Here is a 12484-nt window from a genome sequence, read left to right on the forward strand (position 1 = left end):
CGAGGATCGGCCGAGGAGGCGTCAACGCTGCCAGACGCGGACCCAGTCCACGAGCATCCGTGCGGAGTCGGTGGTCCGCGGTGGGGGCACGGGCAGGCCGACGGCCAGGTTGAGGATGACTTCCATCGGCACGTGCGGAATCCGTTCCGGGGCGGTCACCCTGAACCGCTCGACACCGTCCACGTACCAGACGAGTCTGTCCCTCTCCCACAGCACAGCGAAGACGTGGTAGTCGTCGGGGAAGCCGGGCGCCGTGAAGGCTCCCCGCTGTTTCCGCTCGTCTCCCTCGGCGTTCCGCCAGTGCACGTACATGGCCAGTTCGTCGGGGGCGCCGAGGAACTCCATGATGTCGATCTCGGGCGGGGTGAAGCGGCTCGCGGGCATCAACCAGAACGCGGGCGACATCCCGCTCTGTGACGGGATGCGGATCGCCGCCTCGAAGTAGCCGTAGGTGAAGGTCTCCCGCGGCTCGGCGTACCAGTTGTCCCGGCCGGTGGAGATCATGCCGGAGACCCAGGGGTGCAGCCGGCCGTCGCTGCCACGGACCGTACGGCGTTCGGCGGCGAGGGTCAGCTTCCCCCCGTCCACGGAGACCTGACCGGGCTGGTACCACTCCAGTTCCTCGCTGCTGCCGATCGTGCAGCCGTCATCGTTCCAGTCGTAGCAGGTGGTCCAGCGCTCCTCGTCGAGCCGCGAGCCGTCGAAGTCGTCATGGAACTCGAGGCGCCAGTCGCCCGGGATGGAGGGCTCGGCCGCCGGGACCGTCCGGGTGGTGCTGCCGCAGCCGCAGGTGACCAGCAACAGCAGCAGCACACCCAGCATCGCGCCCCGTGCTGTCACGGGCGTGACCGGGTCCCGGCCGCGAGGGAGCCGGCCACCCTGCGCGCGGCGAATCCGGTGCCCGCCACGAACCGCAGGACGGGCCCGAAGGTGGGAGCGGCCGCCAGCCCGGTGAAGAAGAGTCCGGGCACGGAGGACTCGAAGCCGCGGGACAGCCGGGGGGCGCCGCGGAACGTCCGTACCTCCCGTCGCAGTTCGGGCGCCATCAGGCCGAGCCGGTCCACGTCCACCCGATACCCGGTGGCCAGGAGCAGATGGTCGGCGTTGAGCACCTCGGTACGGCCGGCGGGGTCCGCGACCACGAGGCGCACCTGGCCGTCCACGACATCCGCGGACCGCACCGTACGGGAGCGCAGGACGGGGAAGCGGTCCTCCACCCTGTGCCGCAGCCACCATGCGCCGGACGGTCCGAGAACGGTGTGCAGCAGCCGCATCCGTACCCCCTCCGGCAGATGGCGATAGGCGACGCCGCCGTAGCTGCACGCCAGCAGTGACCAGCCGGGGCCGAGCGGTGAACCCGGCTTGGCGATCCTCACCGTGCGGGGCCGCTCGGCGAGGTGGTCGGTGTCCGGGGGGCCGCCGAACGCGAGGCCCTCGGCACGGGCGATCACGAGGGGACGGGCGCCCGACTCGTGCAGGAGCGCGGCGCTTTCCAGTGCCGACTGCCCGGCGCCGAGCACCGCGACCCGCTGCCCCGAGAACTGGGTCAGATCATGGTGCCGACTGGCGTGGGACACCCGGTCGAGGGGGAAGGGGCCGCCCAGTTCGGGGGGCTCGTAGGAGAAGGGAACCTGACCGGTGGCCATCACCACGTTCTCGGCGAGGAACTGCTCTCCGGAGTCCAGGGTGATGGCGAACAGCCCGTCCGTCGCCTGGACGCTTCGTACCTTCTCCCGTTCCAGTTCCGGCACACGCCGTTCCTGGAACCACTTCCCGTACTCGATCATCTCCTCGACGGGGATGGGGTACAGGTCGCCCACGGGTCCGAGTCCTCGTGCCGCCCGGAAGTCCTCGATGCGGTATCCGGGTTCGGGGGCGGAGAGGGAGGAAGCGGCGGGTACCGACTTCAGGTACATCCCGGCGGGCATGTTGGTCCGCCAGCTCTCCATGGGGTCGCCGAACACCCGCTGCGGGATCCCTTTCGCGCTCAGCCAGGCGGCTGTGGAGAGCCCGTACGGGCCGGCGCCGATGACGACGGCGGGTACCCGTCGCCGGGAGTCACGGGCGGTCATGTTCCTGGCAGCTCGGTGCCGTGCCACGAATCCGGTGTCCACTGGCATGGTGATTCCCTCCTCAGGACCCACGTGGGGACTTTTCTGGCAGACGTGCCCGGGTGTCGCCCACAGCCGTGGGCCGCATGTTTCCGTCGTCCAGGGGCGGTGCCGTCATCGTCGGGCACCGGCCCGACGGGCTGACTCCCGCAGGACGGGCGTGACGGTGTCGGTGAGCCACCAGTGGCTGTGGGCGAACCTCGGTGACTTGCGGAGGTTGCTCGCCACATGCCACAGCCAGGTCAGCAGGGGGAGCGCCAGCGGGTCGCCGGTTTCGTGATCCGCCCCGGCGAGTTCCAGCAGGGCACGGTCCTCGTCCGGCACCCGGCCGGCGCGCACCGCTTCGGCGACCAGGCCACCGAGGGAGCGGCCCGTGAGGATCTGGCGCAGGCCCAGCACGAAGGTGTAGGCGTCGATCTCGCACGGCCCGTCCGGATGGCCGTTGCTCCAGTCGAAGACACCGGTGACGCGTACGGGTTGCCCTCCGAGGAGGACATTGCCGGGGTGGTAGTCGCCGTGGGTCCAGCCCTCGGTCAGCGTGGCGCCGGCCAGCGTCGTGTCGAGCAGCCGGCGCAGCGCCTCGAACTGCGCGGCTCTGCGGCCGGATCGGTAGCGGGGGATCGTCTCGGCGAGTTCCGTCAGCCGCGACTGCCACCACGGCAGGGCTCGTTCGGCTGCCGGGCGGCGGCGCCCGGTCGCGGCCCGTAGTTCCGCCAGCAGACGCAGGGCGGGGGCGGCCGCCGAGTACGGGTCGTGGGGGGAGTCCCGGATCGCTCGCTCGGCCGGGACTCCGGTGAGTATCTGCTGGGCGAACGCACCCGAGGGCCCGGTCGAGCCGACCACGCGGGGCAGCACATCGCGCCATGGGTCCAGGCGCGGGTCCGCGTCGAGTCGTCGCAGGACGTCGTGTTCACGGACCGTGATGGCGGCCGCGAACTCGTTCCTGGGGTGCTTCACCACCACGTCCTGGGCGCCGCGGTGGAGCTCGAACACCAGAAGACCGGCCTGGAGACGCGAGGGGCGCCGGACCACGGCGATGTCACAGGGACCGAACCCGCGCACCAGCCGGTGGGCCCTGAGGCGGTCGTCGAGGCCGCCGAGGGCACGGGGGAAGTAGAGGGGGAGCAATCCGGAGAGCGAGGACATCGTGACGGGTGTCTTCATACCAGTCCTTGCCGGGCTGTCCGCGGGCAGGACCCGCGTCGCCCGTCATAATGGACATAACGGTCATATCGCACTTATCAAGTGTAGAGCGTCGCCCGCGTTCGTTCCTTCCGAGAGATCCGCACCGCGAGAACCGCTCCGGGCGGGATCTGCGCACAGAGGGGTCGGTGGTGTCCTTGCTGGACGAAGAGGTGCCCGTGCTCCTGGCCAGGATCGGCAACTACCCGCTGCACCACGGCAGTCTGGGTGTGGTCCGCACCGTGGGACGCCTGGGTGTGCCGGTTCACGCCATCGTCGAGGACCGCTTCACCCCGGTGGCGCTCTCCCGCCACGTGACCCGCAGATACGTGTGGCCGACGACGGGCAGGGAGGACGCGGAGCGACTCGCGGACGGCCTGATGTCCATCGGCCGGGCGACGGGCCGGCGTTGTGTGGCGGTGCCGACGGACGACGAGGCGGCGATCCTGCTGGCAGAGCACGCCGACCGGCTGAAGGAGCACTTCCTTCTCCCGCCCGTGCCGGCTCATCTGCCCCGCCTGCTGGCAGGCAAGGCGAGCCTGCACCGCGTCTGCGCCGAGGCCGGTGTGCCGTCACCGCGGTCGCGTGCGCCGCAAGACCGCCGGCAACTCATCGAGGCCGGACGCGAGCTCGGCTATCCGCTGGTGCTGAAGAACCTGGAACCATTCAGCCGGCTGCGCTCCCCGGCCGTCGGCAGTACGACGATCGTGCGGGACGAACAGGAACTGCTCGACCGCTTCCCGAACAGCGCGCCGCCGCCGGTCCTCATGCAGGAGTACATCCCGAGACGGCAGGCGGAGGACTGGATCACCCACCTCTACTGCGGTCCGGGCGGTGTGCCCCGGGTTCTGTTCACGGGCCTGAAACTGCGCTCCTGGCCGCCGTTCGCAGGGATTACCACCCGGGCGGTGGCACTGCGCAACCCGGAACTGGCCCGGCTGACGGAACGGCTCTGCCGCCGGATCGGCTACAGCGGTGTGGCCGACCTCGACTGGCGGTACGACCGCCGGGACGGGCAGTACAAGCTGGTGGACTTCAACCCGCGGACGGGCGCCCAGTTCCGCCTCTTCGAGAACACGCACGGGGTCGACGTGGTCCGTGCCCTGCACCTGGACCTGACCGGTCGTGAGGTACCCGACGGCCCCCAGGTCGAGGGGCGGGTGTTCGTCGTCGGCCAGTTCGACTTCCCGTCGGTGGCGGCGTGGCTGGCCAAGGAGCACAGCCTGCCGTCGGACCTGCTGCGCGTGCGTCCCACGGAACGGGCGTGGCTCAGCCGGGACGATCCCCTGCCGGCCGTGGCCGAGGCCGTCCGGTTCACCGGTCTGGTGACGCGCCGCCTGGTGCGGGCGACGCGTACCGGGCGTCTCCTCACGCCCTGACCGCGCGTCCCGCGGGGTGCGGGGTGCGGGGTGCGGGGTGCGGGGCCACGATGCCGAACAGGCCTTCCCCGCCGTCGGACGGGCAGATCGGCGTGGGTGCCCGCGCGGTCCCGCCCACCCGGTCCACGAAGCCCTGGTGGGTGCTGATGTCGTCGATGAACATCAGGTCCCCGGGGCGAGCACCCGGCCCATCTGTTCCCTCTCGAACCGGGTGCTTCGGGCGGTGTGCAGGCTGTCGTGCACGAACAGGTCGACCCGGCCGAGGTCCCGCAGCAGTCCCGGCAGCCGTCGCCTGCGGGATCCCTCGACGTACGACCACCTGGACCGCCGGTGAGCGGGTGTCGCGATGCCCGTCCGGGCTCTGAGATCCGGCTCGAAGGGGTGCGGGAGGTCCACTCTCCACAGGTGCCCCTCGCCGTTGCGCGCCGGGCGGGTGTGGAGCACCGTGCACCACAGCGCCCGGCCGCGGGCGGCGTCGCCGTCGCTGTACTGCCCGTAGGTGTGGCGTCCGAAGGCCAGTCCGCGGTCATGGATCTCCCGGGCCACCGCGTCCCAGACCTCCTGGCCGGCCTGCCGCTCGGAGCAGGGCCACGGGACATCGAGCCACTTGTGGAGCCGGAGCTCCCAGAGATCGTCCACGTCGTGGTCCACGGGGTGCTCGAAGCAGCTCGCGAGCCCCTCCGGGACGAGACGTGCCGCCTCGCGGGGTTTCTTCGCGAAGGCCTGCGGCAGACGGCGCAGACGACTGACCGTCTCCCGGCGGAAGTCCTTGTCCATGGTGAATCAATCGCCCTCACCCGGTCATCGGAACGTCGGCGCGTCGTCGTGCCGGCACAGGGCGGTCTCGCTCTCCCCCAGGTCCATCGGCGGAGCGAAGAGGAATCCCTGCCCGAACCCGCATCCCATGGAGGCGAGCAGCTCACGCTGCGCCTGACCCTCGATCCCCTCGGCGATCACCTGGAGGCCGAGGGTGTCGGCCAGGTGAATGATCCCCTCGACGAGGGCGACGTGCCGGGGGTCCTCCGGGATGTCGTCGATGAACGTCTTGTCGATCTTGAGCACGTCGATGGGGAAGTCCCTCAGATAGCGCAGCGAGGAGAACCCCGTGCCGAAGTCGTCGACGGCGATCCTGATCCCCATGTCCTTGAGCGTCCGCAGAAGTGCGTCGATGTGGTCGTCCCGCCGCATGAGCACCGACTCGGTCAGCTCCAGTTGCAGCGATTCGGGCGGGAGGCCGGAGATGTCGAGGGACCTGCGCACCTCGCCCAGGAAGCCCGTGTCGCGCCACTGGCGGGCGGAGACGTTGACGCTGACGTACGGCGGGACCGGCCGTGCCGTGCGGTTCTGCAGCCGGGCGATGTCGGCCGCGGCATTGCGGAGCACCCAGGCGCCCAACGGCGTTATCTGACCGGTCTCCTCGGCCAGCGCGATGAACTGCAGCGGTGAGACCAGACCTCGTCGGCTGTGCGGCCAGCGGGCCAGTGCCTCGAAGCCCACGACCTCGCCCGCGGCAAGGTCCACCACCGGCTGGTAGAGCAGGCTGAACTCCTCATCCTCTATCGCCCGGCCCAGGCGCACCCGCAGGTCGTGGCGTTTGGCCATGTTCTCGCGCAGTTCGGGCCGGAAGCGGCGCCACCGGCGCTTGCCCGAGGTCTTCGCCGCGTACAGGGCCAGATCGGCCAGCGCCAGCAGCTCCTCGGGGTCCGCGCTGTCCATGGCCGTCGCCAGTCCCACGCTGGCGGAGACGTTCACGGAGCCGGCGGACAGCTGGAAGGGCCGGTTGAGGCTCTGGATCACCTGGGCGGCCAGCAGTTCGGCGTCCACGGGCTGCCTCGCGCCCTCCATCAGCACCGCGAACTCGTCCCCGCCCAGCCGGGCCGCGGTGTCGGTGCGGCGCACCGTTTTGGACAGGCGTTCCCCCACCGCGGTGAGGAGCTGGTCCCCCACCGCGTGGCCCAGTGTGTCGTTGACGGTCTTGAAGTCGTCCAGGTCGATGAAGAGCAGACAGGTGAGTGCCGCTTCCCTGCGGCCGCGCAGCAGCGCACGCTCGGTCCGCTCCAGCAGCAGTGTCCGGTTGGGCAGGCCGGTGAGCGAATCGTGGAAGGCCCGCTGGGTGAGTTCGTGCTCCAGCTGACGCTGCTCGGTCACGTCCCGGAGGGTGATCACCAGTCCCCGTACCGTTCGGTCCTGCCTGAGGTCACGGCACCGCACCTCCACCTCGATGCGGCCGTTCTCCTTGCGCACCCACCAGTAGTCGTGGGCCTCGTCCTGCTTGCCGCCGTGCAGGACGGACAGAGTCCGGCGCATCCGGTCGTGGTCCCGGGGATCCACCAGTTCCCGCAGTGCCGTGCCCGTCAGCGCCGTGCTGCCGAAGACGGCCGCCGCGGACGGACTGGCGTACCGCACGGTGGCGTCCTCATCGAGGACGATGACGACTTCCGAGGGGTTGTGCACAAGGCTGTGGAAGGAGGTCTCGCTCTCCATGCGGACGATCTCCCGCCGCAGTTCCGCACGCTCCGCCGCGAGACCCGCGTGCGCGGCCAGCATCCCCAGGGGGCCGCTCAGCTCGGTGAGCTGCCGTTCGGGTCCCGCCGCCAGGAGCGCGCCCGCGAGTCCGTCGCCGCTCGGGCGGCCGGGCCGGACCACGGGGCACAGCAGGGCGGTGGGCAGATCACCGAGACGGGTGGCGAGATGCGGCCCGAGGTCCGCGACGGTGACGACCCGGGCGCCGTCGGCCGCGGCGGCCGTCGGCTCCCCCCTCGGGGCTCCCCCCGGTCCCGAGCCGCGCCGGTCGGCGGGCGCCCGCGCCGGCAGCGCGCACAGCCGTCGGGCCTGCTGGGCCGAGACCAGGACCATCGCGTGCGGGACCCGCGGTCCGAACAGCGACGCGACCGCCGTGACGCACGACTGTTCGATCTCCGTGGCTCCCGTCGCCGCGCCGAGCGAGGCCGTCGCCGCGCGCAGTGTCCGTTCACGCGCCACGGACTCGCGGTGGACGGCCATGAGCATGTGCGCGAGACGGATGATCACGAGCAGGAACAGCAGGACGGCGAAGACCGCGAGGGCCGTCGCGTCGCCGCCCGCGCCCGCCCCGCCCCCGAGGAAGAGGACCGTGGGCGCCGACAGGGTGGCGACGGCGAGCACCGCGATCCGGCCCCACGGTGGGCGGACGGACCGCGGGGCAGTGGCCGGAGCGGTCAGCCTCCTCATCGAGGGGTGCAGCGCGGCCAGTCCCCATGCCGTGGCGAGGACGAACCAGCCCGAGTCCGGCAGGGCGCCGGTCCGCCCTGTCCCCCCGATCCGCATGATGCCGTGGGCGATGTCGAAGCCGAGCAGGGCCACGGCGCCGAGGCCGAGGAGGTGCAGCGAGCGTTCCCGGCCCGAGCCGGGGCCGCGCACCATGAGCAGGATCACGATCGCCAGCACCAGGAGGTCGCCCACCAGGTACACGACGCTTGTCGCGCGCAGCTCCCAGGTGAGGCCCTCCCGTGTGGTGAGCGGCCGGATCAGTCCTGCCCAGAGCGGTACCGCGAGCCCGGCAGTGATGATCAGCGCGTCCAGCAGGCCGGGCAGATCACGGCCCGCCCGGCGGTACCGGACGAAGCCGGTGAGGCCGGCCACGGCGAGCGGGTACAGGGCGAGACGGAAGGCGTCCGCCGAGGCGAGGGGCAGGCCGGCCGCGTGGGCATGGGGAGGGACGGTGCCCGCCGCCAGGGCCGGCAGCACGGCGGCGAGGGCCGGCCACGGCCACCGACGGGCCGGCCGGTTGAGGCGGACGCCGGTGAGAACGGCCGCGACGCCCGCGAGACCCACGAGGGCCGCCATGGGGGTGCGCAGGCCCGGAACGATCGCGTAGAGGCAGACGGCGGCCAGGACCAGGCAGACGTGGACAGCCATCAGCCGGTGAACCGGCGGCACTCGCCCAGCGCCTGCCCGAGTCCGGCGAGGCCGGGCCGCGACGTACGGCTGTGCCTTCGGCTCGATGGTCGGCACGGGGGATCTCAGCGCTCCTTCGACCTGGGCCGCCGGGGAGACCCGGCGTAGCCATGGGGGTTGTGCTGCTGGAAGCGCCAGACGTCACGGCACATGTCGTCGAGGTCGCGCAAGGGGCGCCACCCCCAGGCACGCGTCACAGCGGTGGCGTCGGCGACGAGTTCGGACACGTCACCGGAGCGGCGCGGCTCGATCTCGTACGGGATGTCCCTGCCGCAGGCCCGGGAGAACGCGGCGACGACGTCGAGGACCGAACAGCCCTGGCCGCGACCGAGGTTGTAGACGTGCATGCCCGAGGTACCGGCGAGGCGGTCCAGCGCGACACGGTGGGCCTCGACGGCGTCCATGACGTGGACGTAGTCGCGGACCACGGTCCCGTCGTGCGTGGGGTAGTCGCCCCCGTACACGGGCAGCCGCTCCCGCAGCCCCACGGCCACCTGTGCCACGGTGGGCATCAGACTGTCGGGCGGGCCCTGCGGGTCCTCGCCCAGCAGCCCGCTGGGGTGGCCGCCCACCGGATTGCAGTGCCGCAGACACAGCACGGTCCACTCCGGGCGCCGACGGCAGATGTCCGCGAGGCCCTGCTCGCACGCCCACTTGGAGGCGGCGTAGGGACTGCCCGGCCGGGCGGGGGTGGACTCGTCGAGCGGCCCGGAGCCGGCCTCGCCGTAGACGGAGCAGGACGAGGAGAACACGAGCTGGTGCACCCCGTGGTCCTGCATGGCGCGCAGCAGAGCCGTCGTGCCGCCGACGTTGGTGTCGTAGTACTCGACGGGCATGTTCATCGAACGGTTCACCGACTTGAGTGCCGCGAAGTGGATCACAGCGTCCACCGTGTGCCGGTCGAAGACGGCCGACAGAGCCTGCCGGTCACGGATGTCCAGCTCGTAGACGGCCCCGACGAAGCGGCCGGCGATCCGTTCCACCCTGGTGAAGACCTGCGGTGTGCTGTTGGAGTAGTCGTCGACCACGATCAGCTCATAGCCGTGGTCGAGCAGGTCGACGCATGCGTGACTGCCGATGAAGCCGGCCCCACCGGTGACCAGGACTGTGGAGGGAGCGCTCATGGCCTTGTGCCCCTAACGGCGTACGCTTACATCGTATATATACGACTGTGAACCTTTTATTCTGCCCGGTCAAGTGGAGCGGACGTGACGGGTCGAGACTTCGCTCGGGCGGCCTCACGCGGAGGCGTACGTCCCGTGCGCCGGCGGACGCCCGAGCGCGCTCAGCGTCCAGCCCGCCGACTGCCATGAGGTGGCGTCCAGGGTGTCCCGGGCGTCGAGGATCTTCCGGCTGCGCACCACGGAGGCGAGCCGGTCGGGGGAGATGTCCCGGTATTCGGGCCACGCCGTGAGATGCAGGACGAGATCCGCGTCCTCGCACGCCTTGGGCACGTCGAAGGTGTACTGCAGCTCGGGGAAGCCGCGCCGGGCGTTGTCGAGGGCCTCCGGGTCGTGCACCCGGACCTCACCGCCCTCGCGTTGGATCGCCGACGCGACCTCCAGGGCGGGCGAGTCCCGCACGTCGTTGCTCCCGGGCTTGAAGGCCGCTCCCAGCACCGCGACGCGCCGGCCGGTGAAGGAGCCGCCCACCAGGTTCCGTGCCAGCTCGACCGTGCGCCGACGCTGCCGCAGGTTGATCTCGTCGACCTGATGCAGGAAGGCGATCGATTGACCGACGCCCAGTTCCTCGGCCCGCGCCGCGAAAGCACGGATGTCCTTGGGGAAGCGGCTGCCGCCGAAGCCCAGGCCGGGCTGCAGGAACCGGTGTCCGATGCGTGAGTCCTGGCCGACGGCGTCCGCCAGCGTCACCACGTCGGCGCCCGCCGCGTCGCACACCTCGGCCATGGCGTTGATGAACGAGATCTTGGTGGCGAGGAAGGCGTTCGAGGCCGCCTTGACGAGTTCGGCGGTGGCGGGATCCGTGCTGAAGAAGCGGGCACCGCTGATCAGCATGGGCTCGTAGATCTCCCGCAGGACCATTTCGGCGCGCCGCGACTCGGCACCCACGACGATGCGTTCGGGACGCCTGGTGTCGGACACGGCGAAGCCGTCGCGCAGGAACTCGGGGTTCCAGGCGACCTCGCTGTGCGGGGTGACCGCCCGCAGGCGTGCACCCAGACGGGCCGTCGTGCCGACCGGCACCGTGGACTTGCCGACGATCAGGCTGCCGGGCCGCACCAGCGGTGCCAGTCCGTCGATGACGGCGTCGACCTGGCGAACGTCCGCGGCCTCACCGCCGGGCATCTGCGGGGTGCCCACGCACACGAAGTGGACGTCGGCGAACCGGGCCGCGTCGGCCAAGGAGGTGGAGAAGCGCAGCCGTCCCGAGTCGAGGGCGCGGGCGAGGAGCTCATCCAGTCCTGGCTCGTGGATCGGGGAGCGCCCCTCGGTCAGGGTCGCGATCCGCGCTTCGTCGATGTCCACGCCGAGGACCTCGTGGCCGATGTCCGCCATACATGCGGCGTGCACCACGCCCACGTATCCGGTGCCGATCACTGTCATCCGCATGGCGATCTCCTTGCTCAGGGCACAGCCGGGTCAGTCCGCGTAGCCGAGGGGGTTGATCTGCCGGAACCGCCAGGCGTCCCGGCACATCGCGGCGAGGTCACGGGTCGGGCGCCAGCCCCATTCACGGGTGACCTCACGTGGGTCGGCGACGAGTTCGCCCACGTCGCCGGGGCGGCGGCCCCCGACCGTGTACGGAATGTCCCTGCCGCAGGTCTCGCCGAAGACGGCCAGCAGTTCCAGTACGGACGTGCCCTCCCCTACGCCGAGGTTGAACACCCGCATCCCGGAGGCGTCGTCGAGGTGCTCCAGCGCCACCCGATGCGCCTCGGCGACGTCCATGACGTGGATGTAGTCACGGACGCCGGTCCCGTCCAGGGTGGCGTAGTCGTCCCCGTAGACCGTGACGCTCTGCCGTTCCCCGTCGGCGACCTGGGCCAGGCGTGGCATCAGATTGCCCTCGCCGCCGCGGGGGGACTCGCCGAGCAGACCACTCGGATGCGCGCCCACGGGGCTGAAGTAGCGCAGGGACAGCACGCTGAACTCCGGACGGAGCCGGCACACGTCGGCGAGTATCTGCTCGCACACCCACTTCGACGCGGCATAGGGGTTCGCGGGCCGGGCCGGGTCCTGTTCGCTCAGGGGCGCCTTGTCGGTCTCGCCGTAGACGGCGCAGGAGGAGGAGAACACCATCCGGTGGACGCCGTGTTCGTCCATCGCGCGCAGCAGGGACGTCGTACCGCCGATGTTGGTGTCGTAGTACTCGATCGGCTTGCGCATCGACTCCCCGGCGGCCTTCTTCCCGGCGAAGTGCACCACCGCGTCCACGGAGTGGTGGTCCAGCACATCGGACACCGCGCGGGTGTTGCGCAGGTCCAGTCGGTAGACGGCGCTCAGCCAGCGGTCGGCGATCCTCTGCACACGGGAGTAGACCTGGGGCGAGCTGTTGGAGTAGTCGTCGACCGCCACCAGCGAGTAGCCGTGATCGAGCAGTTCGACACAGGTGTGGCTGCCGATGAAGCCCGCTCCACCGGTGATCAGGATGGTTGACGGAGCCGGCATGAGCCTCTCCTTCACACCTCATGGGGATCGCCGGCCGCCGGGAGTCATGGGCGGAGGGTGCGCCGCGCTCCGGCTGCCAGAGGGAAGCGGCCGGCACCGTGCAGGGCCGACGACCGCGCCGTCGCCGCGGTCTGCCGCCGGGGGAAGGTGAACGGACGCGAGGACCGCCTCGCCGTCACATCCGTATCCATACTTAGTATGTTTATGACGTATACGTACACTTTCCCCCGATGTCATCCCGAGGTCA

Annotated in this window: 10 protein-coding genes; 1 reads left to right on the forward strand and 9 read right to left on the reverse strand. The window is 71.0% G+C overall.

The features are described from left to right. Positions 1–21 precede the first annotated feature (21 nt). The 3 genes from ACZ43N_RS30565 to ACZ43N_RS30575 all read right to left on the reverse strand — a co-directional run bounded on the left by ACZ43N_RS30565 (position 22) and on the right by ACZ43N_RS30575 (position 3275). Complete coding sequence (locus tag ACZ43N_RS30565; RefSeq protein WP_468102186.1) at positions 22–840, reverse strand: glycoside hydrolase family 16 protein; 819 nt, start codon at positions 838–840, stop codon at positions 22–24. Further along, entirely contained in the window at positions 837–2120 is a 1284-nt protein-coding gene (locus ACZ43N_RS30570; RefSeq protein ID WP_468102187.1) for an NAD(P)-binding domain-containing protein, read from the reverse strand. The genes ACZ43N_RS30565 and ACZ43N_RS30570 overlap by 4 nt, the downstream gene beginning before the upstream one ends. 105 nt (positions 2121–2225) lie before the next feature. Beyond that, positions 2226–3275 carry an aminoglycoside phosphotransferase family protein gene (locus tag ACZ43N_RS30575; protein WP_468102189.1) on the reverse strand — a complete coding sequence of 350 codons (1050 nt, stop codon included), beginning with the start codon at positions 3273–3275 and terminating at the stop codon, positions 2226–2228. A 170-nt stretch (positions 3276–3445) separates the two neighbouring features. Here ACZ43N_RS30575 and ACZ43N_RS30580 point away from each other — a divergent pair, with 170 nt between their 5' ends. After that, on the forward strand, positions 3446–4672 hold the full coding sequence (locus ACZ43N_RS30580; protein WP_468102191.1) for a carboxylate--amine ligase: 1227 nt from the start codon (positions 3446–3448) through the stop codon (positions 4670–4672). Here the strand turns inward: ACZ43N_RS30580 and ACZ43N_RS30585 are convergent. The 6 genes from ACZ43N_RS30585 to galE (ACZ43N_RS30610) all read right to left on the reverse strand — a co-directional run bounded on the left by ACZ43N_RS30585 (position 4662) and on the right by galE (ACZ43N_RS30610) (position 12237). Further along, entirely contained in the window at positions 4662–4835 is a 174-nt protein-coding gene (locus ACZ43N_RS30585) for a hypothetical protein (RefSeq protein ID WP_468102193.1), read from the reverse strand. The genes ACZ43N_RS30580 and ACZ43N_RS30585 overlap by 11 nt on opposite strands. Then, positions 4835–5449, reverse strand: a complete 615-nt coding sequence (locus ACZ43N_RS30590; protein WP_468102194.1) for a hypothetical protein — start codon at positions 5447–5449, stop codon at positions 4835–4837. Before ACZ43N_RS30590 ends, ACZ43N_RS30585 begins: the two co-directional genes overlap by 1 nt. Positions 5450–5473: 24 nt before the next feature. After that, entirely contained in the window at positions 5474–8569 is a 3096-nt protein-coding gene (locus ACZ43N_RS30595; protein ID WP_468102196.1) for a putative bifunctional diguanylate cyclase/phosphodiesterase, read from the reverse strand. A 104-nt stretch (positions 8570–8673) separates the two neighbouring features. Continuing rightward, positions 8674–9732, reverse strand: coding sequence for a UDP-glucose 4-epimerase GalE (galE, locus tag ACZ43N_RS30600; protein ID WP_468102197.1), 1059 nt, complete (start codon positions 9730–9732; stop codon positions 8674–8676). Positions 9733–9846: 114 nt separating this feature from the next. Continuing rightward, on the reverse strand, positions 9847–11178 hold the full coding sequence (locus ACZ43N_RS30605; protein ID WP_468102199.1) for a UDP-glucose dehydrogenase family protein: 1332 nt from the start codon (positions 11176–11178) through the stop codon (positions 9847–9849). Positions 11179–11208: 30 nt separating this feature from the next. Then, positions 11209–12237, reverse strand: a complete 1029-nt coding sequence (gene galE, locus ACZ43N_RS30610) for a UDP-glucose 4-epimerase GalE (RefSeq protein WP_468102200.1) — start codon at positions 12235–12237, stop codon at positions 11209–11211. Between the last annotated feature and the right edge of the window lie 247 nt (positions 12238–12484).

The sequence above is a fragment of the Streptomyces sp. NPDC030814 genome (assembly GCF_055572155.1).